We start from the raw sequence: 26,914 nt of genomic DNA on the forward strand, positions 1-26,914 counted from the left end.
GCCATTTTGCGCGTTCGGCGCTTGTCACCCGAGCGGCGCTGGGGTATCTGTGCAGGCGCCGAGCCCCACGATCAGTCCGGAACCGCCTCATGACCTTCGAAGTCCCCGCCCATAGCGCCAGCGGCAAGCCCGCCGGACGCATCCGCCAGAAGAACGAAGAAGCCATCATCCAAGCCGCCGAAGAAGAATTCGCCCGCCACGGCTTCAAGGGCACCAGCATGAACACCATCGCGCAGAACGTCGGTCTGCCCAAGGCCAACCTGCACTACTACTTCAACAACAAGCTGGGCCTGTACCTGGCGGTGCTCGGCAACATCCTCGAACTGTGGGACAGCACCTTCAACACCCTGAGCGTCGACGACGACCCGGCCGAGGCGCTGGCGCGCTACATCCGCGCCAAGATGGAGTTCTCCCGCCGTCAGCCGAAGGCTTCGCGCATCTTCGCCATGGAAGTGATCAGCGGCGGCGACTGCCTGTCGCAGTACTTCAACCAGAACTACCTGGACTGGTTCCGCGGCCGCGCCGCGGTGTTCGACGCCTGGATCGCCGCCGGCAAGATGGACCCGGTCGACCCGGTGCACCTGATCTTCCTGCTGTGGGGCAGCACCCAGCACTACGCCGACTTCGCCTCGCAGATCTGCCGCGTCACCGGTCGCTCGCGTCTGACCAAACAGGACTTCGAAGCCGCCGGCGACAACCTGATCCACATCATTCTCAAGGGCTGCGGCCTGACGCCGCCCGCCAAGCCCTGATGGCCTTTACCCTGGCCGCGCCCTGCGAGTACCGCGAGGAAATCCGCAAGAGCCGCTTCCTCGCCCTCGCCGCGCCCATCGCCAGCGCCGCCGAGGCGCAGGCCTTCATCGAACGCCACGGCGACCCGAGCGCCTCGCACAACTGCTGGGCGTGGAAGGTGGGCAACCAGTACCGCTTCAACGATGACGGCGAACCCGGCGGCACGGCCGGCCGGCCGATCCTCGCCGCCATCGAGGGGCAAGATTGCGACCAGGTGGTGGTGCTGGTGATCCGCTGGTACGGCGGCATCCAGCTCGGCACCGGCGGCCTGGCTCGCGCCTATGGCGGCAGCGCGGCCAAATGTCTGCAGGCGGGCGAGCGGCGCGAGCTGGTGCTGCGTCAGGCGTTCGGCTGCCACCTGCAGTTCGCCGAGCTGGCGCTGTTCAAGGCACGCCTGAACGAGTTCGACAGCCTGATCGAACGCGAGGACTACGACGCCACCGGCGCGCGTCTGCAACTGGCCGTCGCGCCTGCCGAGCGCGAGGCGCTGGAGCGACTGCTGGGCGACGTCAGCCGTGGCCGCGAGCGGTTGCACAGCCCATGAAACAGGCCCTGCTGCTTCTGCTGGTGCTGGCGAGCGCGGCGCAGGCCGAGGTGCTGGACCGTCTGCACTATCGCTACTACGACGCCCACCTTCACAGCGGCGAATCGCTGAGCCAGGCGCTCGCGCAGGCCTCCCCCATCCGCGAGCAGGGCCAGGTGTTCCATGGCTACACCCGCTGGCGCGTGGACTGGCGCTTCTGGTGGCAGGAGGAGCGCGACGGCCGCTGCCGCATCACCCTGACCCGCACCCGTCTCGACACCGAGATCACCCTGCCGCGCCTCGCCGGCGGCGATGCCCAGCAGCGCCAGCGTTTCGAGCAGTATCTGGCCGCGCTGCGCGAGCATGAGCTGGGCCATTACCACATCGGTCAGGCGGCGGCCGCCGAGATCGACGCCGTGCTGCTGGATACGCCCGAGTATCCCAGCTGCAACGAGCTGCAGCGCCAGGCCAACCAGCGCGCCAATGCCGTGCTGCAGCGCCATGTGCAGGACGAGCGACGCTACGACCGGGACACCGGCCATGGCCGCAGCCAGGGCGCCTGGCTGACGGACTAAGTGCGCTATGCTGATGCGCCTCTCTCATACGTCATGGAGCCTGAAATGACTGCACCCCGTTCCATTCTGATCATCGGTGCATCACGCGGCCTCGGCCTTGGCCTGGCCGGTGAGTTCGCCGCCCAGGGCTGGGCCGTTACCGCCACCGTGCGCAGCGCCGCGCAACCAGCGCTGCAGGCACTGCCCGGTGTACGCGTAGAGCAACTGGAGATGACCGACCCGAGCAGCCTCGAGCAGCTTGCCGTCCGCCTGAGCGGTCAGCGCTTCGACGTCATCTTCGTCAACGCCGGGGTGGCCGGCCCCGCACACCACAGCACCGCCCAGGCCAACGCCGAAGAAATGGGCCAGCTGTTCCTGACCAACGCCGTCGCTCCGCTGCGCGTGGCTGAGCGCCTGCTGCCGAACCTGGCCGCCGAGCATGGGCTGATCGTGTTCATGAGTTCGATCCTCGGCAGCATCGAGGCCGGCGCCGGCCTGGGCATGCCGCTGTACGGTGCCAGCAAGGCCGCGCTCAACCACCTGGTGCAGTGCTTCGTGCGCGATCAGGACAATCCGCAACTCGGCGTCCTGCTGATGCACCCGGGCTGGGTACGCACCGACATGGGCGGCGCCGACGCACCACTGGACATCGCCAGCAGTTGCAAGGGCATGGTCGAACAGATCGGCGCCGCCGTCGGCCAACCAGGCCTGCGCTACCTGGACTATCAAGGCAATGCGCTGCCCTGGTAGGCATCACAGCTAGTATCGGCCCGCGTGCAACCATGGCTCCGCGCTCCGGCGACGGAGCAATACAGCGAAATCCTACGTCGCTACCGGCACCGATATGCCGCTACCTGCTGCCGGACGCCGTAGCGTCGATGGCTGCACTCCTTTCGGTATGCACCGGCATCGCTGGGCCAGGCATGGCGGCCGAGGCACTGGGACCGGAGGACGAGGTTCTCACCGGCCACAACTGCGCCACGCCCCAGGCCAGTTCGAAGAACAGAAAGATCGCGATCAGTGGCGTCGCGCCCTGCATCAGGGCGTATATCTGCCAGGTGGCGAACAACAGTCGACCGGCCGCGTCATAGCGGCCGAACGCCTGTTGCGGATCGCGGATGCGCAGCACCGACCAGACGCAGATGATCGAGCCCATCAGGTTGCCCAACAGCATGTGCATCGGCTCGAATGGCGGCAGCGCGCCGGGCAGGCCGAGGCCGTGATGCAGGCTTTGCAGCAGGCCGTGCAGCGCCATGAAGCTCCAGGGCGTGACGAAGGCGGCGGTCACCAGCAGGTCGTACCAGCCGCTGGCCCGTACCAGGCGACGATAGTGTTCGGGAGTCCACATGGGTGTTGCTCCAGTCATTGAAGGAGCACCCAGGCTAAGGCCTGGAGTATGCTCCAAGGTCAACACCCAACCGAGTGAAACGATGCGAATCGGAGAACTGGCCGAAGCCTGCGACGTGAGCCGCGACACCTTGCGCTTCTACGAGCAACGCGGGCTGATCGCGGCACGGCGCAGCGCCAACGGCTACCGCGACTACCCCGCCGAGATGGTGCAACTGGTCACCTACATCAAGACCGCGCAGCGCCTGGGTTTCAGCCTGGGCGAGATCAGCCAGCATGTCGGCGGCCTGTGGCAGACCGACGACCCGGATCACGCCGTGACTCAACTGCTGCAGGACAAACTGGCACTGATCGAGCGCCGCATCGACGAGCTGCAGCAACTGCGAAACGAGCTGCTGCAGCGCCTGGCCACCACCTGCCCGCTGCGCGCCTGACGCGGATTGCGTGCTGACCCCAAGGTCAGTTATCTTCGCCGCACGTCACCCGCGACGAACCTGGATCAGCAGACAGGGTCAACACTGAGCTGGCTACCTGAACTCAACCTCAGAGGAGCCTGCTCAATGGCAGCTACCCGTATCTGGATCAAGAACCCCCTCGCCGTTTTCACCGCCAACGCTCAGGACGCTTCCGGCGGCCTGGTGGTCGAGGACGGCCGCATCGTCGAGCTGCTCGGCGCCGGCCAGCAACCGACCGCCCCCTGCCAGCAGACCTTCGATGCCCGCGAGCACGTGCTGCTGCCGGGGCTGATCAACACCCATCACCACTTCTACCAGACCCTCACCCGCGCCTGGGCGCCGGTGGTCAACCAGCCGCTGTTCCCCTGGCTGAAGACCCTCTACCCGGTGTGGGCGCGGCTGACGCCCGAGAAGCTGGCGCTGGCCAGCGAGGTGGCGCTGGCCGAGCTGCTGCTGTCGGGCTGCAGCACCGCCGCCGATCATCACTACCTGTTCCCCGGCGGCCTGGAACAGGCCATCGACGTGCAGGTGGAGGTCGTGCGCGAACTGGGCATGCGCGCCATGCTCACCCGCGGCTCGATGAGCCTGGGCGAGGCCGACGGCGGCCTGCCGCCGCAGCACACGGTGCAGAGCGGCGAGGCGATCCTGGCCGACAGCCAGCGCCTGGTCGAGCGCTACCACCAGCGCGGCGACGGCGCGCAGATCCAGATCGCCCTGGCGCCCTGCTCGCCCTTCTCGGTGACCCAGGACATCATGCGCGCCAGCGCCGAACTGGCCGAGCAGCTGGGCGTGCGCCTGCACACGCACCTGGCCGAGACCCTCGACGAGGAAGACTTCTGCCTGCGCCAGTTCGGCCTGCGCACCGTGGACTATCTCGACAGCGTCGGCTGGCTCGGCCCGCGCACCTGGCTGGCCCACGGCATCCACTTCAACGCCGAGGAGATCGCCCGGCTCGGCGCCGCCGGCACCGGCATCTGTCATTGCCCCAGCTCGAACATGCGCCTGGCCTCGGGCATCTGCCCCAGCGTCGAGCTGGAGGCGGCCGGCGCGCCGCTGGGCCTGGGCGTGGACGGCTCGGCCTCCAACGACGCCTCGAACCTGCTGCTCGAGGCGCGCCAGGCCCTGTACATCCAGCGCCTGCGCTACGGCGCCGAGCAGATCACCCCCGAGCGCGTCCTGGGCTGGGCCACCCGCGGTTCGGCGCGCCTGCTCGGGCGCGACGATATCGGCGAACTGGCGGTGGGCAAGCAGGCGGATCTGGCCCTGTTCAAACTGGACGAGCTGCGCTTCTCCGGCAGCCACGATCCGCTTTCGGCGCTGCTGCTGTGCGGCGCCGACCGCGCCGACCGCATGATGATCGCCGGCCAATGGCGGGTGATCGACGGCCAGATCGAAGGGCTGGACGTCGCCCAGCTGATCGCCGATCACCGCCAGGCGGCGCGGGAACTGGTAAACGGCTGAGCATCGAGACAGGCAACGCCACCCGCCGACCGCCTGGTTGGCGGGTTTCGCCCGCCCTACGGGTTAAACTCCTCAGCAACCAAGCCCGATAGCGAGACCCGACCATGTACGACTGGCTCAATGCCCTGCCCAAGGCCGAACTGCACCTGCACCTCGAAGGCTCGCTGGAGCCCGAGCTGCTGTTCGCCCTGGCCGAGCGCAACAAGATCGAACTGCCCTGGGCCGACGTGGAAACCCTGCGCGCGGCCTATGCCTTCAACAACCTGCAGGAGTTTCTCGACCTGTACTACCAGGGCGCCAACGTGCTGCGCAGCGAGCAGGACTTCTACGACCTGACCTGGGCCTACCTGCAGCGCTGCAAGGCGCAGAACGTCGTCCACGTCGAGCCCTTCTTCGACCCGCAGACCCACACCGACCGCGGCATCCCCTTCGAGGTGGTGCTGCGCGGCATCCGCCAGGCCCTGCTCGACGGCGAGAAGCAGCTGGGCATCAGCCATGGCCTGATCCTCAGTTTCCTGCGTCATTTGCCCGAGGAAGAGGCGTTCAAAACCCTGGAGCAGGCCATGCCGTTTCGCGACGCCTTTATCGGCGTCGGCCTGGACAGCTCGGAGAAGGGTTTCCCGCCGCGCCTGTTCGAGCGGGTGTTCGCCAAGGCGCGTAGCGAAGGCCTGTACGCGGTGGCGCATGCCGGCGAGGAAGGCCCGCCCGAGTACATCTGGGAAGCGCTGGACCTGCTCAAGGTCGAGCGCATCGACCACGGCGTGCGCGCCATCGAAGACGAGCGGCTGATGCAGCGCATCATCGACGAGCAGATCCCGCTGACCGTCTGCCCGCTGTCGAACATCAAGCTGTGCGTGTTCGAGCACATGGGCCAGCACAACATCCTCGACATGCTCGAGCGTGGCGTGAAGGTGACAGTGAACTCGGACGACCCGGCCTACTTCGGCGGCTACGTCGGCGAGAACTTCGCCGCCCTGCACGAGCACCTGGGCATGAGCGAGGACCAGGCCAGACGCCTGGCGCAGAACAGTCTGGACGCCAGGCTGGCCTGAGACCGTATGCGCTGAGCGTACCGGCAGACCAGCCGCTGGTACGCACGGCGCACCCTACGCCCACGCACCCTGCGGCCTGGCAGGGTGCGCTGCGCGCAGCGGGCGGGCCCCGATGTGTCGGCGTCAGTGCTGGTGCTTGCCGTGGCCGCCATGATCATGCCCCTGCGGCGCATCCTTCTGCACGGCCACCTCGACCTCGACCGCGCCGGCCTTCTCGAAGGTCAGGGTCAGCGGAAAGCGCTCGCCATCCGTGGCCTGCTGCTTCAGGTCGAACAGCATGACGTGATAGCCCATGGGCTCGAACTTCACCTCGCCACCGGCGGGGATGGTCACATCCTGTACCTGCTGCATCTTCATCACCCCGTCGGCATGCACATGCTCGTGCAGCTCGGCCTTGCCGGCCACCGGCGTGCTGACGCCGAGCAGGCGATCGGCCTCGCCGCCCTTGTTGTGCACCACGAAATAGGCGGCGGCGGTCGGCGCCACCGGCGGCATCTCGCGCGACCAGGGGTGTTCGATGTGCAGTTGCCCGGCATCGTACTCGTGCGCCTGGGCCAACAGGCTCATGCCCAGCAGCGCGCCCAACAGCAGATTTCGTTTCAGCATGGTGTTCCTCCACTTGCGGTAGTCGGCCGTAGCCTGAATGAAACCGGCGCCAGCAGCCAGGGCCGTGGCGCCGTGTTGAATCTTGCAGCTCAAGCGCTGCTCGGCCCGTGCCGGGCGGCGCAGCACGGCATGTGCCGCATTGCCGTCGCCAGGCCGGCCGGTCATCAGCGCGCGCTCCGGCGCAGCAGGCTCAGGCCGACCAGCGCCAGCAGCACGTGCGCCAGCGCAAACAGGCCCAGCATCAGATGCTTGTAGCCATTGCCCAGGCCGGCGAGAAACTCCCACTTGTGCAGGTAGGCGAACACCCAGCCCTCGCGGCGGTCGGCGTCCTGCACGCGGCTGGCCAGCGCGCCGTCCAGCGGATCGATATACAGAGCGGTGCGTTTCGCATCGGCGTATGTGGCCTTGAACACCGGCAGGCGCTTGAAGACGAAGCCGTACTCGTGATCGAACTGCGATTGCAGCGTCAGGCTCTGCATCTCGCCCAGGCCGAGCGCAGCGGCGTAATGTTCGAAACGCTGACGGGCATGGCGGCGCGCGCTGTCGATATCCAGCTCCCGGCCGGCGGCATCCAGGTAGTGCAGGGTCGGCATCATGCCGAACTGCTGCCCCTGGGCGCGCCAGATCGGCTTGCCGTCCAGTTCCAGCAGGCTCAGGCCGAACAGCTGCTCGCCACGCAGCAGCCAATCGGCGCTGGGCGCCTGATCCAGCAGAGCCACCTCGAAACTCGCCGCGTAGGCGGCAGGCCAGGGTTCCGCCGTCTGCTTGTGCAGCAGGTGCCAGGCGCCGCTGCTGGCGAAGCTCAGGGTGGCCGCAGCCAGGCCCAGCCCCCACCAGCCATGCAGGCGGCGACTGAAACTGCGGGCGCGGCGCCGCGCCACGAACAACGCGATACCGAACAGCGTCGCGCTCAGGATCGAGGCCAGCAGCACGGCCATCAGCAACGGGCGCAGCGGCCCAGCCGCATCCAGCCAGCGAAAGCTGTGCAGGGTCTGGAAGAAGGCGCTGAACCAGGCCTTGCGCTGATCCACCAGGGTGCCGAGGCGGTCATGGAACAGATCGACGTACAGCCTCAGGCCGTCCTCGCGCCGGGTGTCGACCCGCGCCACCGGCAGCAGACGGTTGATGAAGGCATATTCGCTGCCGAAGTGCCCGAGGCTGCCGTCGTAGGTCAGGCTTTCCTCACTGCCGAGGTAATGCCGGGCCAGGCTTTCGGCATGCGCCGCGGTCAGGTCGACGGCCTCGCCACTGCGCGCATGCCAGTAGCGCGGCTGCAGTTCGCCGGGCAGACGCGCCTGATAATAAGGCTCGCCGGCCAGCACCAGCAGGCGCAACGCCTGCACCCGCTCGATGGCCGCAGCGGCGAGCACCTGCGCGGGACTGCGCAGGTCGTCCAGCGGCACCACCTGCTGCGGCGCGGCCATGGTCTGCGCCCGTGGCTGCAGGTAGCCCATCAGCGGATGCAGCATGCCGCTGCCGGCCCAGCAGAACACCCCGAGGCAAGCCAGCATCGCCAGGCGCCGGTGCCAGGGCATCAGCCGCAACAGGCGCTGACGCCAGGTCGCGCGCGGCAGCGCCTGCAGGGCCGCCGTCACAGCTTCCACTCCAGGCCGACGTACAGGCTGCGGCCATCGCCAGGCATGAACAGCGCGGCATCCCGGCCATTGGCGTTGGCCACCACGCCGGTGGTGGCGATGTAGGTCTTGTCGGAAAGGTTGCGCCCTTCGACGAAGAACCCCAGGCCCTCGCGCGGACGGTAGCCGCCTTTCATGCCCCAGATGGCGTAGGCCTCGGCATACAGCGACTCGGCATGGTCGGCCGCGTAATGCACCGGCACCCATTCCAGGGTCGGGCCGACATACCAGCCATCCTGCTGCCAGAGCAGCTCGCCCTTGAGGAACTGGCTCGGCACGCCGGCGATGCGGTTGTTGCCGTAGGCGGGATCGTCGTCGAAGCGGAAGTCGTTGAGCAGGTAATGCCCGCGCAGGAGCAGATTGCCCAGCTGCCAGGCAGCGCCCAGCTCGATACCCTGGTGCACGGTGCGATCGGCGTTGGTGGTGACCACCTGGGTGGGATTGAGCGGGTTGGCATAACCGAGCAGCTCATCGCGAACCTCGCTGCGGTACACAGCCAGGTCAAGATCCAGGTGGCCCCGGCTGATGCGCATGCCGGCTTCCAGCGTGGTGGCCTTCTGCGCGTCGTTCTCGGTAACGATGGCGCCACCGGTCAGCTCGCTGAAGGTGGGCGGCTCGAAGCTCTGGCTGAGGTTGCCGAACAGTTGCACGCCCTCGGCCAGTTCGTGGCGCAGACCGATCCGGCCAATCCGCGCACTGTAACTTCTGGTGAAGGAGTCGTCGCGAAAACCGCTGGGCAAGCCGGCGAAGTTGAAGCTGCTCTTGAGCTTGTCGTCGACGTCCCGCTCGCTGTGCAGCCAGGTCAGGCCACCGATCAGCGCCCAGTCCTCGGCCAGCGGCACTTCCAGCTCGCTGAAGGCGTTGAGGCTGCGTGCAGTCTGCAGCTGACGGTCGACCAGATTGCCGCGCCGGCCGGCAACATTGACGTAATTCTTCGTCTGATTGCGCCCCTGCAGCGCCTCGAGGCCGGCGCTCCAGTGCCATCCCTCGGCGTTGTGCCATTTGTGCGTCAGGCGTACGCCGAGGTCCTCGCTGTCCACCTCCAGTACCTGGAAGATCGGGTGCCACAGCGACTTCTCGCTGTAGAAGCTCGACAGCTCCAGGCTGTGGCCGCCATCGAGTTGCAGGGTGGTGATGTTGCCGAACCGGTTGAGCGTGAAATCGCGCTTGTTGTCGCCCGTCACCGCGCTCGACGCGGCCTGCTCGGGGTTACGCCGCAATTGCGCCTTGGTCAGGCTGCCGGGAAGTTCCGAGTCGGTTTCCACGTGGCTGACGTGGAAGCGCGTGGACAGCCTTTCGTTGATGCGCCCGCCGATATTGGCGAAGTAGCGCTGATTGTCCTGACGGGCGTGATCGCGGAAACCGTCCTGGGAATAGTCGGAAACGCTCAGGTAGGCGTCCCAGTCGCCGAAGTCCTGGGCGACGGCGCCGAAGACGCGGCGGTAGTCGAAACTCCCCGCCTCGGTGCGCAGCTGCGCCTTGGGCGCGCTCTTGCCGGTGGGCGTGACGAAGTTGATCGCCCCGCCCAGGTTGGCCGCGCCGTAGCGCCAGGCATTGGCGCCACGCATCACCTCGATGTGGTCCAGGGCGATCGGCTCGATGCTCTGGAAATCGCCACTGCCATCGGCCAGGTTCAGCGGCGCACCATCCTGCATCAGCAGGATGCCGCGCTGGTGGAAGGTGCGCTGCAGACCCGAGCCGCGAATCGACAGGCGCGACTCCTCGGCGCCGGAGCGCGACTGGATGTAGACCCCGGTGGCGTGCCCGAGGGCGTCCTGCGGCGAGCTCGCACGCCCGGTCTTGTAGGTGTCGGCATCGACGATGCCGGCACCGCCGGGAATGCGCGCGAACTCGGCGCGCTTCTCGGCGATGCTCGGTGCGGTGGCATCGCGCTGCTCGCGCGCCACCACGGTGCTGTCTTCCAGCTCGATATGCGCGGCATGAGCGCAGGTGGCCAGGCTGGCACTGGCGGCCAGCAGGCTGAATACGGACATCTGACGCATGGATTTCCCCCAACGTCGGCTGGTCGGGTGCCGCCCGGATGCAGGTTTGCAGGCACCGACAAGCGCAGTTCTTATCTGATCGCAGGTAACCAACGCGGCCCTAGGAGCGGCCGCCAGGAACGACTCAGATCAGTGCGGGAGAAGCACGGGGATTGGCCGAGGGCCAGAGATAGCGAAGCGGATGCGGGACGAACAGCCAGGTCGCAGCAGGCCTGCGAGCGGCTGCCAGCAAGCCCAGCAAGCCGAAGAAGGCGGCCAGGATGATGGCGCTGAACAGGCTGCCCAGGGCGCAGCCGCTGCCGGTGGCCGGATTGGGCGCCACCACGCCGGAGCCGTCGAGATCGGCACCGGCACCGAAGTTGCCCTCGAACGAGCAGTACTGGCTGCTCAGCCCGCTGAGCTGCAGGCCGGCCATCTGACCATGGCTGATGGCGCAGGCGAACGCACCGAACAGGATGCTGAAGTACAGCAACCAGGCGGTCAGCGAGCGGTCTTTGCGGGCCAGTTTCATGGGGCGCGACTCTAAACAGAGGATGGCGACGCGACACTGCGGTGCGTTGCCGCAGTCGTTTGGTACGGGAGTCTAGCAGGCGTTTGCAGCTTTATCGCGCGCGGCTAACGCCACGGCGCGGCCTCCAGCAGACGCTGGCAACGCCGCTGCAGGAACTCGCGCAGCAGATGCACCGCCTTGCTCAGCTGGGCGCGATGGGCGCAGACCAGATACAGCGGTGTTGGCTCGCCCTGCCAGTCCGGCAGCAGCACCTGCAGGCGGCCTTCGCGCACATCGTCGGCCACGTCCAGAAAGGACTTGTACACCACGCCCTGCCCGGCCACGGCCCAGCGCCGGGTGACATCGGCATCGTCGCTGACGCGATTGCCGGCCACCGTCAGCAGAGTCTCGCGCTTGCCGCTCTGGAAGCGCCAGCGGTCATGCACGCGCCCGTGCAGCATGTACAGCAGGCAGTTGTGTCCGCCCAGCTCCTCCACCGTTCGCGGTGCGCCATGACGCGCCAGGTAGGCTGGTGCAGCGCAGAGCACGCGGCGATTGTCCGGCGCCACCGGCAGTGCCACCAGGCTGGAGTCTTCCGGTGCGCCGTAGCGCAGGGCGATATCCACCGGCTCGCGGAACAGATCGGCCACCCGGTCGGCCAGCAGCAGGCGCAGCTGCAGTTGCGGATGCTCGGCCTGGAATGCGTCGAGCCAGGGCAGCAGCGTGTTGCGCCCCAGATCCGAAGGCGCCGACAGCTGCAGCACACCGCAAATGCCCTGCTGGCTGCCGATCAGTTGCTGGCGCCCTTCCTCCAGGCTCTGCAACGCCAGCCGCGCATGCACCAGATACAGCTCGCCCTCGGGCGTCAGGCGCAGGCTGCGCGTCGAGCGCGCCAGCAGGCGCACCTGCAACTGCTGCTCGAGACGCTTGAGTGCGGCGCTGGCCACGGCCGGCGAGACATCCAGCAGCCGCGCCGCGGCGGACAGGCTGCCGGATTCGGCGGTACGCACGAAGAGTTGCAGGTCGTCGAAACGCAGCATGGCGGCTCACTTTCAAAATAATGATGAAAGAGACTCTATCCCCAGCTGCTTTTTTCAACCAGCAGAACAGATGACCATGGGCCCTATCGCCTGAACCCGTAAACCGGAGCCCCAGCATGAAAGCCGTTGCCTACTATCAATCCCTGCCTGCCGATCACCCCGAAGCCCTGCAGGACGTACAATTGGATGCACCGTCCCCCGGCCCGCACGACCTGCTGGTGGAGGTGCGCGCCATTTCGGTCAACCCGGTCGATACCAAGATCCGTCGCAACGTCGCGCCGGAACACGGCGCAGCCAAGGTACTCGGTTGGGACGCCGCCGGCGTGGTCAAGGCGGTGGGCAGCGAGGTCAGCCTGTTCCAGCCCGGCGACCGGGTGTTCTATGCCGGCGCCATCGACCGCGCCGGTGCCAACAGTGAGTTGCATCTGGTGGATGAGCGCATCGTCGGGCGCATGCCCGCCAGCCTGTCCTTCGCCGAGGCGGCAGCCCTGCCGCTGACCGCCATCACCGCCTGGGAGCTGTTGTTCGAGCGCCTGCAGATCGCCGAAGGCTCGACCGATCAGGGCCAGAGCCTGCTGATCGTCGGCGCGGCCGGCGGCGTTGGTTCGATCCTCACCCAGCTGGCGCGCCGCCTGACCGGCCTGACCGTGATCGGCACCGCCTCGCGCCCGGAAACCCAGGCCTGGGTCCGCGAGCTGGGCGCGCATCACGTGATCGACCACGGCAAGCCGCTGAGCGAGGAACTGGCCCGTATCGGCATCGGCCAGGTCAGCCATGTCGCCAGCCTGACCCAGACCGACCAGCACTATGCCCAGCTGATCGAGTGCCTGCAGCCGCAAGGGCGCCTGGCGCTGATCGACGACCCGCTGCAACCGCTGGACGTCATGCAGCTCAAGCGCAAGAGCCTGTCGCTGCACTGGGAGCTGATGTTCACCCGCTCGCTGTACCAGACCGAGGACATGATCGAGCAGCACCGCCTGCTGCAGCGCGTGGCGGAACTGGTGGACAGCGGCGTGCTCAAGACCACCCTCGGCGAGCATTTCGGCCGCATCGACGCGGCCAACCTGCGCCGCGCCCACGCGCTGCTGGAAAGTGGCAAGGCCAAGGGCAAGATCGTGCTCGAAGGGTTTTGAGGTGCGATGGTGGCGTGGCGTGGTGGGCTAAAGCCCACCCTACAGGCTGAAGCGGAGCGCCGCCCGCCCCCCCTAAACCATGGCATCGGCGCCGTTCGTCGCCCCGGCAGCGAAACGGCGCCTCGCACCCTGATCCAGGTCAGCAAAGGATCACCGGCACGGACTAGGATGACCACTCTCCAAACGGCTTCGATTTCAAGGTCAGCTCAGGAGGTGGTCAGCATGAAGATTCTCGTCCAACCACTCGATCAGGGTGGTGAACGCCGATGGCAGGTGCAGCTGGATCAGCATTGCGTGAGTTTTCGCAGCGAGGAGCAGGCCCGCGTCTTCGTCGCCACGCTGCAAGCGCGCCTGCGTGCGCCACACAGCCTGCCCGCGCAGCGTCGGGCGGGCTGACCGCGATGTCCGTAGGGTGCGCTGTGCGCACCGATAGCACCGGGCTCGCCCTTGGTGCGCATGGCGCACCCTACGCTTAACCAATCGGCACCCGACGCAGCGCGGGGCTGCGCAGCATGTCCAGCACGGTATCGACCAGCGCCGGGGCCTGGGCAGCCAGGTCGAAGCTGGGTACCAGCAGCCAGTTGGCCTCGATGCCTTCCATGTAGGCATGCAGGCAGACGGCCGCGCGCTGGCAGTCCAGTTCAGCCGGTAGCTGGCCCTTGCCGACGGCGTTGCTCAACGCCTTGGCGATGCGCTGATCGCACTCGGCACTGAGCGCCTGCATGCGCTCGCGCAGGCCGAGCAGCTCGCCGGTGTACTCGCATTTGTAACGCAGGATGTCATGGGTACGCCGGGTCTGCGGCTCGCTCGCCAGGCGTGTCAGCGCCTTGATCAGCAGTTCGCGCATGCAGCCCAGCGGGTCAGGTTCGTCCTCGCTCTCGCTGGCCCGCGCCAGTTCCTCCAGCGGCAGACGCAGACGCTCGAGCATGGCCTGGAACAGATCGATCTTGTTCTCGAAGTGCCAGTAGATGGCGCCGCGGGTGACGCCCGCCGCCTTGGCCACCTCCGCCAGTGACGCCCGGGATACGCCCTGGGAGTGGAACACCTGCTCCGCGGCATCGAGTATCTGCGCCCGCGTCGCCTGTGCCTCTTCTTTGGTTCGTCTGACCATTCACCTACCTGCCGTCGCATCGCCTGAACCGCCCCTGTAACAGGTGCGGTCTGGGAGTATGCAGGCAGTTTTAGGCATTTACAAACATTCACGTACGTAAGTATATTCCGCGGCATTGGTTCTCAATTACCCCCTCCTCCGCCCCTTCGGGCAGCGATTCGACAAACGAGGTTCTCTCAGATGCATACGAAGCCAGCCGTAGCCGCCTTGGTTTCCGCCATCGCCGTGGCTCTGCTCAGCCTTGGCGGCTGCAAGGAAGCCAGCGCCCCACAGGCCCAGCAAGCCCCCGAAGTCGGAGTGGTGACGCTACAGGCGCAGCCCTTTGCCCTCACCACCGAGGTGCCCGGCCGTACCAGCGCCTACCGCATCGCCGAGGTGCGCCCGCAGGTCAATGGCATCATCCAGAAGCGCCTGTTCACCGAAGGCAGCGAAGTCAAGGCCGGTCAGCAGCTGTACCAGATCGACCCGGCCACCTACGAAGCCGCGTTCAAGAGCGCCCAGGCCACGCAGCTGTCGGCCAAATCCCTGGCCGACCGCTACAAGCTGCTGGTGGCCGACAAGGCGGTCAGCCAACAGGCTTACGACGAGGCGCGGGCCGCCGGCCTGCAGGCCGACGCCGCGCTGGAGCAGGCGCGCATCGACCTGCGCTACACCAAGGTGATGGCGCCCATCAGCGGTCGCATCGGCCGCTCCGCGGTGACCGAAGGCGCGCTGGTCAGCAACGGTCAAGCCAACGCCATGGCCACCATCCAGCAGCTCGACCCGATCTACGTCGACGTCACCCAGTCGAGCAAGGATCTGCTGCGCCTGCGCCGCGATCTGGCCGATGGGCGCCTGCAGAAGGCCAGCGATAGCGCCGCCAAGGTCGCGCTGAAGCTGGAGGACGGCAGCCGTTACGCCCATGAAGGCACCCTGGAATTCTCCGAGGTGGCGGTGGACGAAAGCACCGGTTCGGTGACCCTGCGCGCCGTGTTCCCCAACCCCGACCACCTGCTGCTGCCGGGCATGTTCGTACATGCCGAGCTGCTCTCCGGGGTCAAGGAGAACGCCATCCTCGCCCCGCAGCAGGGCGTGACCCGCAACCAGCGCGGCGAACCGACGGCGATGGTGGTGGGCGCCGACAACAAGGTCGAACTGCGCGTACTCAAGGCCGACCGCACCGCCGGCAACACCTGGCTGGTGGAGGATGGCCTGCAGGAAGGTGATCGCCTGATCACCGAAGGCCTGCAGTTCGTCCAGCCCGGCACCGAGGTCAAGGCCGTGCCGGCGCGCAACGTGAAAGCCGGCGAGGTGGCGCAGGACGCCGCCAAGAACAACGGCAAGGGATAAGAGGGTGTTTACAAAAGTAGCGAGCGATGGTCAGGCAAGGCGAAACCAGCCGAAAAAGCGGAGTGTACGAGTAGTACATGAGCATTTTGAGGCTGATTTCAACGCAGCATGGCCGAGCGCAGTAATTTGTAAACGCCCTCTGAAGGAGAGCTACTGAATGTCCAGATTCTTTATCGACAGGCCTATCTTCGCCTGGGTGATCGCCCTGGTGATCATGCTGGCCGGCGGCCTGTCCATCCTCAAGCTGCCGATCAACCAGTACCCGAGCATCGCGCCACCCGCCGTTGCCATCCAGGTCAGCTACCCGGGCGCCTCGGCGCAGACGGTGCAGGACACCGTGGTGCAGGTGATCGAACAGCAGCTCAACGGCCTCGATGGCCTGCGCTATGTCAGCTCGTCGAGCAACTCCGACGGCAGCATGGAAATCATCGTGACCTTCGAGCAGGGGGTTAACCCGGATATCGCCCAGGTCCAGGTGCAAAACAAGCTGCAGCTGGCCACTCCGCTGCTGCCGCAGGAAGTGCAGCAACAGGGCATCCGCGTGACCAAGTCGGTGCGCAACTTCCTCATGGTCATCGGCGTGGTGTCGAAAGACGGCAGCATGACCCGTGAGGACCTGTCGGACTACATCGTCTCCAACCTGCAGGACCCGATCTCGCGGACCAAGGGTGTCGGCGACTTCCAGGTGTTCGGCGCGCAGTACGCCATGCGCATCTGGCTCGACCCGGCCAAGCTCAATGCCTTCCAGCTGACGCCGGTGGACGTGCGCAGCGCCATCCAGGCGCAGAACGTGCAGATCTCCTCCGGCCAGTTCGGGGGCCTGCCGGCCGCGCCGGGCAACCAGCTCAACGCCACCATCATCGGCAAGACCCGCCTGCAGAGCCCGGAAGAGTTCCGCAAGATCCTGCTCAAGGTCCAGGCCGACGGTTCCCAGGTGCGCCTGGACGACGTCGCCAAGGTGGAGCTGGGTGGCGAGAACTACGCCATCAACGCGCAGTTCAACGGCCTGCCCGCCTCCGGCCTGGCGATTCGCCTGGCCACCGGCGCCAACGCCCTGGACACCGCCAAGGCGGTGCGCGAAACCATCGCCACCCTGGAGCCGTTCTTCCCGGCGGGTATGGAAGTGGTCTTCCCCTACGACACCACGCCGGTGATCTCGGCCTCCATCGAAGGGGTGGTGCACACCCTGTTCGAAGCCATCGTGCTGGTGTTCCTGGTGATGTTCCTGTTCCTGCAGAACCTGCGCGCCACCATCATCCCGACCATGGCGGTGCCGGTGGTGCTGCTCGGCACCTTCGGCGTGCTCGCCGCGTTCGGCTTCTCCATCAATACCCTGACCATGTTCGCCATGGTCCTGGCCATCGGCCTGCTGGTGGACGACGCCATCGTGGTGGTGGAGAACGTCGAGCGGGTGATGCGCGAGGACGGCCTGTCGCCCAAGGAAGCGACGCGCAAGTCCATGGGCCAGATCCAGGGCGCGCTGATCGGCATCGCCCTGGTGCTGTCGGCGGTGTTCCTGCCGATGGCCTTCTTCGGCGGCTCCACCGGGGTGATCTACCGGCAGTTCTCCATCACCATCGTCTCGGCCATGGCCCTGTCGGTGCTGGTGGCGCTGATCTTCACCCCGGCGCTGTGCGCCACCCTGCTCAAGCCCATCGACGGCGAGCACCATGAAGCCAAGCGCGGCTTCTTCGGCTGGTTCAACCGCTCCTTCGACCGCACCAGCAATGCCTACCAGCGCGGTGTGGCCGGCATGCTCAAGCGCAAGGCGCCGTACCTGCTGCTGTACCTGGTGATCGTGGCGATCATGGCATTCATGTTCAGCCGCATCCCCACCGCCTTCCTCCCCGAGGAAGACCAGGGCGTGCTGTTCGCCCAGGTGCAGACGCCGTCCGGCTCCAGTGCCGAGCGTACCCAGGTGGTGGTCGACGAGATGCGCCAGTACCTGCTGGAAGAAGAAGCGAGCACGGTCAAGTCGGTGTTCACCGTCACCGGCTTCAACTTCGCCGGCCGCGGCCAGAGCTCCGGCATGGCCTTCATCATGCTCAAGCCCTGGGGCGAACGTCCGGGTGAGGAGAATGGCGTGGCGGCGCTGGCGCAACGTGCGCAGCGACATTTCTTCAGCTTCCGCGATGCCATGGTGTTCGCCTTCGCTCCGCCGGCGGTGATGGAGATGGGTAACGCCACCGGCTTCAACTTCTTCCTGCAGGACCAGGCCGGCGTCGGCCATCAGGTGATGAACGAGGCACGCGACAAGTTCCTGCAGCTGGCCGACCAGCATCCGGTGCTCGACAGCGTGCGCGCCAACGGCCTGCGCGACGAGGCGCAGTACCAGCTGCTGATCGACGACGAGCGCGCCCGCGCCCTCGGCCTGTCGCTGGCGGACATCAACAGCACCCTGTCGATCGCCTGGGGCGCCAGCTACGTCAACGACTTCATCGATCGCGGCCGGGTGAAGAAGGTGTATCTGCAGGGCACGGCGCAATCGCGCATGAGCCCGGAGGACCTGAACAAGTGGTACGTGCGCAACGACCAGGGCCGCATGGTGCCGTTCAGCGCCTTCGCCAGCGGCGAGTGGACCTACGGCGCGCCCAAGCTGGCGCGTTACAACGGCGTCTCGGCGGTGGAGATCCTCGGTGCGCCAGCCCCCGGCTACAGCACCGGTGACGCCATGGCCGCGGTGGAGGAAATCGCCTCGCAGCTGCCGCAGGGCGTCGGCTACTCCTGGACCGGTCTGTCCTACGAGGAGCGCCTGGCAGGCTCGCAGACCACTGCACTGTTCGTGATCTCCGCCATCGTGGTGTTCCTCTGCCTGGCAGCGCTGTACGAGAGCTGGTCGATCCCGTTCTCGGTGATGCTGGTGGTGCCGCTGGGGATCATCGGTGCGCTGCTGTTCACCGAACTGCGCGGGCTGTCCAACGACGTGTTCTTCAAGGTCGGCCTGCTCACCACCATCGGTCTGTCGGCGCGTAACGCGATCCTCATCGTCGAGTTCGCCAAGGCGCAGTACGAGCAGGGCATGGGCCTGGCCGAAGCCGCCATCGAGGCCTGCCGCATGCGTCTGCGCCCCATCGTGATGACCTCGCTGGCGTTCATCCTCGGCTGTCTGCCGCTGGCCATCGCCAGTGGTGCCGGAGCCGGCAGCAAGCACGCCATCGGCACCGGGGTGATCGGCGGCATGCTCAGCGCCCTGGTGCTGGCGATCTTCTGGATTCCGCTGTTCTACGTGGTGGTCTGCTCGCTGTTCGAGAAGAAGAGAACCGAGCCGGCCGTTGAAAACGAGAAGGAGGTACTGCAATGAGGCAGTCCCTGTTGTCCCTGGCCGTGGCCGCCGCTCTGCTCAGCGGCTGCAGCCTGATTCCCGACTATCAGCGCCCGGACGCCCCGGTGGCCGCCGACTGGCCGCAGGGCGAGGCCTACGGCAGCGCCGCCAGCGAAGGCAGCCGCGCCGCCGCCGACCTGCAATGGCGCGAGTTCTTCCGTGACCCGGCGCTGCAGCAACTGGTGCAGGTGGCACTGGAGAACAACCGTGACCTGCGCGTCGCCGCACTGAACGTCGAGGCCTACCGCGCGCTGTACCGCATCCAGCGCGCCGACCTGCTGCCCTCGGTTTCCGCCGATGGCGCCGGCACCCGCCAGCGCCTGCCGGCCGACCTGAGCCAGACCGGCGAAGCCCGCACCGGCGGCCAGTACAGCGCCACGTTGGGCGTCAACGCCTGGGAGCTGGACTTCTTCGGTCGCCTGCGCAGCCTTAGCGAGCAGGCCCTGCAGCAGTACCTGGCCACCGAACAGGCCGCGCGCAGCACGCAGATCAGCCTGGTGGCCAGCGTCGCCAACGCCTACCTGCAGTGGCAGGCCGACCTGGCGCTGCTCGAGCTGACCCAGGACACCCTGAAGACCTTCGAGGAAAGCTACCAGCTGACCCAGCGCAGCTTCGACGTCGGCGTCGCCGATGCCCTGGCCCTGAGCCAGGCGCGCAGCGCGGTGGATAGCGCGCGAGTGAGCCTGGCGCAGTACCAGCGTCTGGTCGCCCAGGACCGCAACGCCCTGACCCAGCTGCTCGGCAGCGGCCTGCCGGCCGACCTGCCGCAGGGCCTGGCGCTGGATGCCGAACTGCTGGAGCAGGTACCGGCCGGCCTGCCCGCCGACCTGCTGCAGCGTCGCCCCGACCTGCTGCAGGCCGAGTACCAGCTCAAGGCGGCCAACGCCAATATCGGCGCGGCGCGTGCGGCGTTCTTTCCCAACATCAGCCTGACCGCCAATGCCGGCACCGCCAGCAGCCAGCTGTCCGGCCTGTTCGACAGCGGCTCGGGCACCTGGCTGTTCCAGCCGCAGATCAGCCTGCCGATCTTCAACGCCGGCCGCCTGCGCGCCAACCTCGACTATGCCGAGCTGCAGAGCGATATCCAGGTCGCGCAGTACGAGAAAGCCATTCAGGTGGCCTTCCAGGAGGTCGCCGACCGCCTCGCCGCGCGCACCACCTACCGCCGCCAGCTGGATGCCCAGCGCGCATTGCTGGACACCACCGAGACCTACTACGACCTGGCCGAGCGCCGCTACCGCACCGGCGTGGACAGCTACCTGACCCTGCTCGACGCCCAGCGCCAGCTGTTCAGCGTACGCCAGCAACTGATCGCCGACCGCCTGGCCCAGCTCAGCAGCGAAGTGGAGCTGTACAAGGCCCTGGGTGGGGGCTGGAGCGATACGGGGAGCAACGCCCCATAAGGTTGACCGCGCGTAACCCGCTTCAAGGACGACCTTACCCCACGCGCCGCCCCCGCAGTCTTTGCGGGGGCGTTTTTTTGTACGCGTTCTGACGGAGGCCGCACCGTAGCCCCAACGAAATCTGGGACCCTGAGGCTTGGCGATAGTTGGATGGCGGCGATTCGGACGCAGCCTGAAGTTCGCTTTCGCGAATGAATTCGCTCCTACAGAAACCTGAAGCCGCCTGTTGTCAGTGGCAGGCACCCGAAGCCTCCAGAGAACGTTGAAGGCGAGCTGGCGCGCAGTGCCCTCTTTGTAGGAGCGAATTCATTCGCGATCCGCCCGCCCCCGATTTCGCCCTATGCTCCGTGCCGCCACTCAGCCCAACGCAGCCAGCAGCTGCGCGCAATCCTGCGCATGCAGCTCGGTCAGCTCCGGCCAGGGGTTGTCCGGCAGGTTGACCAGCACGCTGCGCGCGCCCGCAGCCTGGGCGCATTCCAGGTCGAAGCGGTAGTCGCCGACCATCACCAGCTCCTGCGGCTTGACCGCCCAGCGCTCGGCCAGATGCAGCAGCCCGCCCGGATGCGGCTTGGGCGGCGCCTCGTCGCGGCCAAGGATGTCCGCCCTGGCGAAGCAGTCATCCAGGCCGATGGCCTGCAGGGTCAGCAGGGCCAGGGCATGGGCATTGCGGGTGAGGATGCCGAGCTGACAACCGCGCTCGCACAGGGCGCGCACCAGGTCGATGGCGCCCGGCGCCGGGCGTGAGGCCACCGCCAGTTCGCGCTCGTGCTCCAGCAGCCAGGCATGCTTGGCCGCGGCCTCCTCCGCCGGCAGCGCCGCCAGGTGATGGAGGATGTCGTCTTCTTCAGGAATGCCCAGCGCCCGCTTGATTGCGGGGAAATCATGCACCGCCAGAGTCAGGGTGCCGTCCATGTCGAACACCCAGTGGCGCGCCTCGCGCAGTGTTCTCACTTCCAGTCCTCACGCACGCGGGTCAGGCCCTCCTGGGCGGCGGAGGCCACCAGTTCGCCCTGGCGGTTGTAGATGCTGGCACGGGAGAAACCGCGGGCATTGCCGGCCCAGGGGCTGTCCATGGCGTACAGCAGCCAGTCGTCCATGCGCAGGTTGCGGTGGAACCACAGCGAGTGGTCGAGGCTGGCCACCTGCATGAACTTCTGGAACACCGACACGCCGTGCGGCTGCATCGAGGTGGTCAGCAGGTTGAAGTCGCTGGCGTAGGCCAGCAGGTACTTGTGCAACTGCGGGTCGTCCGGCAGCTCGCCGGCGGCGCGGAACCACACGTACTTGACCGGCTCGCAAGGCTGCGGCGCGAAAGGGTTGATCAGGGTGACCGGGCGGATCTCGATGGGCTTGTCGCTGATCGCACGCTCGCGCATGCGCTCGGGAATCATCGGCGCCACCATGCGCGCCAGCTCGGTTTCCGATTTCAGGTTCTCGGGGCCGGGCACATCCGGCATCTCGCTCTGGTGGTGGAAGCCTTCCTCGTCGTACTGGAACGAGGCACTGCAGAAGAAGATCGGCTTGCCCTTCTGCACCGCCACCACGCGGCGGGTGCTGAAGCTGCCGCCATCGCGGGTGCGCTCGACCTGATAGACCACCGGCAGGCTGGCATCGCCCGGGCGCAGGAAGTAGCCGTGCATGGAGTGCACATGGCGCGCCTCCTCGACCGTCTGGCTGACGGCGGAGATGCACTGGCCAAGCACCTGGCCGCCGAACAGCTGGCGAAAACCGAGATCCTGGCTGCGGCCACGGAACAGGTTTTCCTCGATCTGCTCCAGGCTGAGCAGCGCCACCAGATCATCGAGAACCTGAGTCATGGGGTGTCATCTCCTTGCACGGGGGGTATACGCAGTTGCGGGTAGGCCGGCAGCGATGTCAGGCGTTCATCCCAAACGGCGCGGCCAAGGGTGAAATGGTAAAGACTTTGCAGCCCGCTGTCGGCATCGCCGAGCAACTCGCGCAAGGCGTCGTCGAAGTAGCAACCGATGCCCGTACCGGAAAGCCCTGCCGCTTCGGCTTCCAGATAGAGCAACTGACCGATCTGGCCACACTCCCAGTAGAGCCTGGGATAGCGCCAGGCGCCATTGGCCAGGGCGCGCTCCACCCGCGCCAGCATGGCCAAGGCCACGCAGCCATCGGCGGCGATGTCCTGGCCGCAACTGAGAAAGCCCGCCAGACCACGGGCGTCGCCTTCGAGCAGACGGTACAGCGGCAGCTCGTCATCGACCCGCAGCCATTGGTAATCCTCGCGCAGTGGCTGCACCCCGCTGCCTGTGCGATCCAGCCAGTACAGCCCCGGCTCCAGGCCCTGCACGCGATGGACGAACAGCAGCAGGTCGATCTCGCTCGGCTCGCCGCTGACGGCGAAGGGCACCGGCGAGTGCTGCGGCAGCAGGCGACGCAGCCAGGCCAGCAGCAGTGACGCCTGAATGCCGCTGCGGCCATCCATGGCCTGCGCACTGCGTCGGCGATGCAGGATCGGCCGCAGTGGCAGGCCGGGGTTGTCAGCCCCTGCGTTGGCCGCATCCAGGCTCCAGACGGCGCGAGGACGTGCCGGCGCGCGGCACAGCCCATGCACCCGCTGCAGCTCCGGCCAGTGGCGATACTCGCGCGACAGACGATTGGGCGCCCCGACCCGCTCTAGCTGCGCCAACCCGTTAAGCAGGGTTTCGGGCAGCGCGATTTCCATCGCTTGCGCCGGGCCGATCCACAGCAGGCAGTCGCCGTGTTCGGCCTCGTGAAAGTTGTCTCCATCCAGTCCCAGCAGGCCGTCCAGACGCGCTTCGGCCACGCCATGCAGCATGCGCACCTGCCAGCCCTGCACGCTGGCGGCGATGGCCAACGCCGCCAGGGCATGCCCCAGGTCGTGCTGGCAGTAACGGTAGGCGCGCTCGCCGTACTTCCAGGCCTCGCGCCAGGCGATGCTGCTCAGCCCCAGGAGAAAACCACCGGGCGGCAGACTGCTCGCCAGCTGCCGGCCAAGCGGCGCGGGCAACTCACTGCGTATCTCCAGCGCATGGGCATCCGGGGAATAGTGGGCCAACACAGCGACCTCATCCACGGCACCTGGCGGCAACAGCAGATAGGCCTCGGTCGGGTGCAGGTTGCCGGATGACGGATTGACCCGCAGCGCCCAGCGATTGCCGCCGGCTTCCTTCCAGGCGGAAATGGCCAGGCTGTCGTACAGCAGTTGCGAGACGCTGGCGCGATCCAGCGGCGCGGGCGGTGTGTGAGGCCCGGCAAATGCCGTGTCGTAGCCCGGCCCTTCTTCCAGCGGGCGGTGGTGCAGCTCGATCAGCCGAGCGCCTTCGTAGCGGCGAAACGGCGCCGGCTGGGTCGCCCAATCCAGCTGCCCCGGCCCCGGCGCGAAGCGTTCCGGCGCATGCTTGCTGAGCTGGTGATAGGCGAGCACATCCTTCATCGTCCGGCCTCCCACTGTTCGCAGCGGATGCGATGAAGCACATGCAGTTGCAGCGGATGACCGTCCGGTAAACGCGGGTGGAGAAAATCGCCGGCCGGGTCACGCTGCATGCCGATGCTGCGCATCACCGCCTGCGACGGCAGATTGGCCGGCACGGTAAAGCTCACCACTTCGTCCAGCCCAAGCTGCTCGAAGGCCACCGCCAGCGCGGCGCGCGCTGCCTCGCCGGCATAGCCCTGGCGCCAGTGCGCCCGCGCCAGACGCCAGCCGATTTCCACGGCCGGCACGAAAGGCGCCTCGAAGCCGACCTGCGCCAGGCCGGTGAAACCGATCAGCTCGCCGCTGTCGCGCCGCTGCAGTGCCCAGAAGGTGAAACCATGTTGCTCATGATGCGCACGCAAGCGCGCCAGCAGGCGCGCACTCTGTTCGGCGTCCAGCGGCGCGGGGAAATGGCGCATCACCTCGGCATCGGCATTCAGCGCGGCCAGCGCCGGCAGATCACTGTCGCGCCAGGCGCGCAGCAGCAGCCGCTCGGTGGAGGTTTCGATCAGGGGCATGGCAGTTGTCTCGATTGGCTGCGACCATAAGCCGTCAATTCGCTTGAGTCGTCATTGTATGCCGCTACCGCTGGTCTACCACGAGGATTACAGCCCGCCCTTCCCGGCCGGGCATCGCTTCCCCATGGAGAAATTCCGTCTGCTGCGCGATCACCTGGTCGATAGCGGCCTGACCAGCGATGCCGAACTGCAACGGCCGGAGCTGTGCCCGGCGGAGATTCTCGCCCTGGTTCACTGCCCGGACTACATCGCCCGCTACATGGCCGGCGAGCTGTCATACGAGGACCAGCGCCGCCTCGGCCTGCCCTGGAGCGAAGCGCTGGCGCGGCGCACGGTGCGTGCCGTGGGCGGCTCGCTGCTGACTGCCGAACTGGCCCTGCAACATGGCCTGGCCTGCCACCTGGCCGGCGGCACGCACCATGCGCACTACGACTTTCCCTCCGGCTTCTGCATCTTCAACGACCTGGCGGTGATCGCCCGCTACCTGCTGGAGGCCGGCCGCGTGCATCGCGTGCTGATCTTCGACTGCGACGTGCACCAGGGCGACGGCACCGCGCGGCTGCTGGAAGACGAGCCGGATGCGATCACCGTGTCACTGCATTGCGAACAGAACTTCCCGGCGCGCAAGGCGCAGAGCGATTGGGACATTCCCCTGCCGCGCGGCATGGGCGACGCCGATTATTTGAAGGTGGTGGATGACACGCTGAACTACCTGCTGCCGATCTACCAGCCGGACCTGGTGCTCTACGACGCCGGCGTCGACGTGCACAAGGACGACGCCCTGGGCTACCTGCAACTCACCGACGCCGGCCTGGCCGCCCGCGACGAAGCCGTGCTGCATCACTGCCTGGGCCGCGACATTCCCGTACTCGGAGTGATCGGCGGCGGTTACTCGAAGGATCACGCCGCCCTCGCCCGCCGCCACGGCATCCTGCATCACAGCGCCGCAAGGGTGTGGGCGGCGCGAGGGTTGCGCTGAGGATCAGCCGACCTGCACCTTGTCCAACGCCTGCTCCAGCGTCTTCACCGTGCGCTCGACGTTGCCCAGCTTGTCCAGCCCGAACAGGCCGAGGCGGAAGGTCTGGAAGTCCGCCGGCTCGTCGCACTGCAGCGGCACGCCAGCGGCGATCTGCAGGCCGACGGCGGCGAACTTGGCGCCGGTCTTGATCTGCGCATCGTCGGTGTAGCAGACGACCACGCCAGGCGCCTCGAAGCCCTTGGCGGCGACGCTTCTGAAGCCGCGCGCCGCCAGCAGCGCACGCACCCGGTCGCCGAGTTCCTGCTGCTGCTCACGCACCTTGGCAAAGCCGATGGCCTTGGCCTCGAACATGGCGTCGCGGAAACGCGCCAGGGCATCGCTGGGCATGGTGGCGTGGTAGGCGTGGCCGCCCTGCTCGTAGGCCTGCATGATCTGCAGCCACTTCTTCAGGTCGCAGGCGAAGCTGGTGCTCTGCGTCGCCTCGACGCGCGCCTGCGCCGCTTCGCTGAGCATCACCAGGGCGCAGCAGGGCGAGGCGCTCCAGCCCTTCTGCGGCGCGCTGATCAGCACGTCGACGCCACAGGCCTGCATATCCACCCAGAGGGTGCCGGAGGCGATGCAGTCGAGCACGAGCAGGCCCCCGACCGCGTGCACTGCATCGCTCACCGCGCGCAGGTAGTCGTCCGGCAGGATCATGCCCGACGAGGTTTCCACGTGCGGAGCGAATATCACCTGTGGTTTCTGCTCGGCGATGGTGGCCAGCACCTCGTCCAGCGGCGTCGGAGCGAAGGCGGCCTGATGGCCTTCGGCGACCGGGCGCGCCTTGAGCACCTGGGCCTCGGCGGGAATGCGGCCCATGTCGAAGATCTGCGTCCAGCGGTAGCTGAACCAGCCGTTGCGCAGCACCATGCACTTCTGCCCGGTCGCCAGCTGACGCGCCACCGCCTCCATGCCGTAGGTGCCGCTGCCCGGCACCACCGCCACGGCATGGGCGTTGTAGACCTGTTTCAGGGTGGCGGAGATATCGCGCATCACGCCCTGGAACGACTGCGACATATGGTTCAGCGAGCGGTCGGTGTAAACCACCGAATATTCGAGCAGGCCATCGGGATCGATGTCGGGGCAGATCTGGGACATAACGGGCTCCAGCCGAAAAGGTTCGAGCTGAACCTGCCCCAACCCGGGGCAAATGACAAGGCCGGGGAGCACTCGGGTAGAATGCGCAGCCTTTCTCCTGTCTGCTCATCGCCATGACTACTGCCGCTCAGCCCAATGCTCATCACGTCGCCATTATCGGCGGTGGCCCTGCCGGGCTGATGGCTGCCGAGGTGCTGGCGCAGGGTGGCGTGCGCGTGGAGCTGATCGACGCCATGCCCTCGGTGGGGCGCAAGTTCCTGCTGGCCGGCGTTGGCGGCATGAACATCACCCACTCCGAGCCCAAGGACGCCTTTATCGGCCGTTACGGCGAGCGCCAGGCCGAGGTCGCAAGGCTCCTGCACGAGTTCGATGCCGACGCCCTGCGCGCCTGGATTCATGGCCTGGGTATCGACACCTTCGTCGGCACCTCCGGCCGCGTGTTCCCCAGCGACATGAAGGCCGCACCGCTGCTGCGCGCCTGGCTGCGCCGCCTGCGCGAGCTGGGCGTGACCATCCATACCCGCAGCCGCTGGCTGGGCTGGAACCAGGACGGCAGCCTGCGTAT

Annotated in this window: 26 protein-coding genes; 14 read left to right on the forward strand and 12 right to left on the reverse strand. The window is 67.1% G+C overall.

The window, feature by feature from the left end:
• Positions 1-89: 89 nt before the first annotated feature.
• From N7333_RS00955 to N7333_RS00970, 4 genes are read left to right on the forward strand one after another with little or no spacing between them, the layout of a single operon-like run.
• Positions 90-752, forward strand: coding sequence for a TetR/AcrR family transcriptional regulator (locus N7333_RS00955; protein WP_003240396.1), 663 nt, complete (start codon positions 90-92; stop codon positions 750-752).
• Positions 752-1,336, forward strand: coding sequence for a YigZ family protein (locus N7333_RS00960; RefSeq protein WP_096825604.1), 585 nt, complete (start codon positions 752-754; stop codon positions 1,334-1,336). Before N7333_RS00955 ends, N7333_RS00960 begins: the two co-directional genes overlap by 1 nt.
• Positions 1,333-1,890, forward strand: a complete 558-nt coding sequence (locus N7333_RS00965; RefSeq protein WP_129482958.1) for a DUF922 domain-containing Zn-dependent protease — start codon at positions 1,333-1,335, stop codon at positions 1,888-1,890. Before N7333_RS00960 ends, N7333_RS00965 begins: the two co-directional genes overlap by 4 nt.
• Before the next feature lie 45 nt (positions 1,891-1,935).
• Positions 1,936-2,619 carry an SDR family oxidoreductase gene (locus tag N7333_RS00970; RefSeq protein WP_003240390.1) on the forward strand — a complete coding sequence of 228 codons (684 nt, stop codon included), beginning with the start codon at positions 1,936-1,938 and terminating at the stop codon, positions 2,617-2,619.
• Positions 2,620-2,719: 100 nt separating this feature from the next.
• Here N7333_RS00970 and N7333_RS00975 read toward each other — a convergent pair whose 3' ends face one another.
• On the reverse strand, positions 2,720-3,217 hold the full coding sequence (locus tag N7333_RS00975; RefSeq protein WP_129482959.1) for a hypothetical protein: 498 nt from the start codon (positions 3,215-3,217) through the stop codon (positions 2,720-2,722).
• Positions 3,218-3,299: 82 nt separating this feature from the next.
• On the opposite strand from N7333_RS00975, the gene N7333_RS00980 reads away from it, so the two are divergent.
• The 3 genes from N7333_RS00980 to N7333_RS00990 all read left to right on the forward strand — a co-directional run bounded on the left by N7333_RS00980 (position 3,300) and on the right by N7333_RS00990 (position 6,184).
• The gene (locus N7333_RS00980; RefSeq protein ID WP_012019640.1) at positions 3,300-3,650 is read left to right on the forward strand and encodes a MerR family transcriptional regulator; all 351 of its coding nucleotides are present in this window, start codon (positions 3,300-3,302) and stop codon (positions 3,648-3,650) included.
• A gap of 126 nt (positions 3,651-3,776) precedes the next feature.
• Complete coding sequence (locus N7333_RS00985) at positions 3,777-5,132, forward strand: 8-oxoguanine deaminase (protein ID WP_279858119.1); 1,356 nt, start codon at positions 3,777-3,779, stop codon at positions 5,130-5,132.
• A 104-nt stretch (positions 5,133-5,236) separates the two neighbouring features.
• Entirely contained in the window at positions 5,237-6,184 is a 948-nt protein-coding gene (locus N7333_RS00990) for an adenosine deaminase (protein WP_129482961.1), read from the forward strand.
• A gap of 123 nt (positions 6,185-6,307) precedes the next feature.
• Here N7333_RS00990 and N7333_RS00995 read toward each other — a convergent pair whose 3' ends face one another.
• The 5 genes from N7333_RS00995 to N7333_RS01015 all read right to left on the reverse strand — a co-directional run bounded on the left by N7333_RS00995 (position 6,308) and on the right by N7333_RS01015 (position 11,957).
• Positions 6,308-6,790: a copper chaperone PCu(A)C gene (locus N7333_RS00995; RefSeq protein ID WP_012019643.1), complete on the reverse strand. Its 483-nt coding sequence runs from the start codon at positions 6,788-6,790 to the stop codon at positions 6,308-6,310.
• A 164-nt stretch (positions 6,791-6,954) separates the two neighbouring features.
• Positions 6,955-8,385, reverse strand: coding sequence for a hypothetical protein (locus tag N7333_RS01000; protein WP_129482962.1), 1,431 nt, complete (start codon positions 8,383-8,385; stop codon positions 6,955-6,957).
• Complete coding sequence (locus tag N7333_RS01005; RefSeq protein WP_129482963.1) at positions 8,382-10,427, reverse strand: TonB-dependent receptor; 2,046 nt, start codon at positions 10,425-10,427, stop codon at positions 8,382-8,384. The genes N7333_RS01000 and N7333_RS01005 overlap by 4 nt, the downstream gene beginning before the upstream one ends.
• A 124-nt stretch (positions 10,428-10,551) precedes the next feature.
• Positions 10,552-10,938, reverse strand: a complete 387-nt coding sequence (locus N7333_RS01010) for a DUF2946 domain-containing protein (RefSeq protein ID WP_003240374.1) — start codon at positions 10,936-10,938, stop codon at positions 10,552-10,554.
• 104 nt (positions 10,939-11,042) lie between these two features.
• Complete coding sequence (locus N7333_RS01015; RefSeq protein WP_129482964.1) at positions 11,043-11,957, reverse strand: LysR family transcriptional regulator; 915 nt, start codon at positions 11,955-11,957, stop codon at positions 11,043-11,045.
• 116 nt (positions 11,958-12,073) lie between these two features.
• Here N7333_RS01015 and N7333_RS01020 point away from each other — a divergent pair, with 116 nt between their 5' ends.
• Positions 12,074-13,090, forward strand: coding sequence for a zinc-binding alcohol dehydrogenase family protein (locus N7333_RS01020; RefSeq protein ID WP_129482965.1), 1,017 nt, complete (start codon positions 12,074-12,076; stop codon positions 13,088-13,090).
• Positions 13,091-13,312: 222 nt separating this feature from the next.
• The gene (locus N7333_RS01025) at positions 13,313-13,486 is read left to right on the forward strand and encodes a hypothetical protein (RefSeq protein WP_003240369.1); all 174 of its coding nucleotides are present in this window, start codon (positions 13,313-13,315) and stop codon (positions 13,484-13,486) included.
• 76 nt (positions 13,487-13,562) lie between these two features.
• On the opposite strand, the gene N7333_RS01030 is transcribed toward N7333_RS01025, so the two are convergent.
• Entirely contained in the window at positions 13,563-14,201 is a 639-nt protein-coding gene (locus N7333_RS01030) for a TetR family transcriptional regulator (RefSeq protein ID WP_096825595.1), read from the reverse strand.
• Positions 14,202-14,381: 180 nt separating this feature from the next.
• On the opposite strand from N7333_RS01030, the gene N7333_RS01035 reads away from it, so the two are divergent.
• From N7333_RS01035 to adeC, 3 genes are all read left to right on the forward strand, one after another.
• Positions 14,382-15,530: an efflux RND transporter periplasmic adaptor subunit gene (locus N7333_RS01035; RefSeq protein WP_096825594.1), complete on the forward strand. Its 1,149-nt coding sequence runs from the start codon at positions 14,382-14,384 to the stop codon at positions 15,528-15,530.
• 157 nt (positions 15,531-15,687) lie between these two features.
• The gene (locus N7333_RS01040; protein WP_096825593.1) at positions 15,688-18,831 is read left to right on the forward strand and encodes an efflux RND transporter permease subunit; all 3,144 of its coding nucleotides are present in this window, start codon (positions 15,688-15,690) and stop codon (positions 18,829-18,831) included.
• The gene (gene adeC / locus N7333_RS01045) at positions 18,828-20,255 is read left to right on the forward strand and encodes an AdeC/AdeK/OprM family multidrug efflux complex outer membrane factor (protein ID WP_096825592.1); all 1,428 of its coding nucleotides are present in this window, start codon (positions 18,828-18,830) and stop codon (positions 20,253-20,255) included. The genes N7333_RS01040 and adeC overlap by 4 nt, the downstream gene beginning before the upstream one ends.
• 357 nt (positions 20,256-20,612) lie before the next feature.
• Here adeC and N7333_RS01050 read toward each other — a convergent pair whose 3' ends face one another.
• From N7333_RS01050 to N7333_RS01065, 4 genes are read right to left on the reverse strand one after another with little or no spacing between them, the layout of a single operon-like run.
• Positions 20,613-21,206, reverse strand: a complete 594-nt coding sequence (locus N7333_RS01050) for an HAD family hydrolase (protein ID WP_096825591.1) — start codon at positions 21,204-21,206, stop codon at positions 20,613-20,615.
• The gene (gene tesB / locus N7333_RS01055) at positions 21,203-22,072 is read right to left on the reverse strand and encodes an acyl-CoA thioesterase II (RefSeq protein ID WP_129482966.1); all 870 of its coding nucleotides are present in this window, start codon (positions 22,070-22,072) and stop codon (positions 21,203-21,205) included. Before tesB ends, N7333_RS01050 begins: the two co-directional genes overlap by 4 nt.
• Complete coding sequence (locus tag N7333_RS01060; protein ID WP_129482967.1) at positions 22,069-23,676, reverse strand: nitroreductase family protein; 1,608 nt, start codon at positions 23,674-23,676, stop codon at positions 22,069-22,071. The genes tesB and N7333_RS01060 overlap by 4 nt, the downstream gene beginning before the upstream one ends.
• Positions 23,673-24,233, reverse strand: a complete 561-nt coding sequence (locus N7333_RS01065; RefSeq protein ID WP_096825589.1) for a GNAT family N-acetyltransferase — start codon at positions 24,231-24,233, stop codon at positions 23,673-23,675. The genes N7333_RS01060 and N7333_RS01065 overlap by 4 nt, the downstream gene beginning before the upstream one ends.
• Positions 24,234-24,291: 58 nt before the next feature.
• Between N7333_RS01065 and N7333_RS01070 the strand changes: the two genes are divergently transcribed.
• Entirely contained in the window at positions 24,292-25,212 is a 921-nt protein-coding gene (locus tag N7333_RS01070; RefSeq protein ID WP_096825588.1) for a histone deacetylase, read from the forward strand.
• Between the two features lie 3 nt (positions 25,213-25,215).
• Here the strand turns inward: N7333_RS01070 and N7333_RS01075 are convergent, their stop codons facing one another.
• Entirely contained in the window at positions 25,216-26,349 is a 1,134-nt protein-coding gene (locus N7333_RS01075) for an aminotransferase class V-fold PLP-dependent enzyme (RefSeq protein WP_096825587.1), read from the reverse strand.
• A 179-nt stretch (positions 26,350-26,528) separates the two neighbouring features.
• Between N7333_RS01075 and N7333_RS01080 the strand changes: the two genes are divergently transcribed.
• On the forward strand, positions 26,529-26,914 hold a 386-nt coding region (locus tag N7333_RS01080), incomplete at its 3' end, for an NAD(P)/FAD-dependent oxidoreductase (RefSeq protein ID WP_279858135.1).

This window comes from Pseudomonas sp. GD04158 (genome assembly GCF_029834875.1).
Taxonomy (GTDB): Bacteria; Pseudomonadota; Gammaproteobacteria; order Pseudomonadales; family Pseudomonadaceae; genus Aquipseudomonas; species Aquipseudomonas hydrolytica.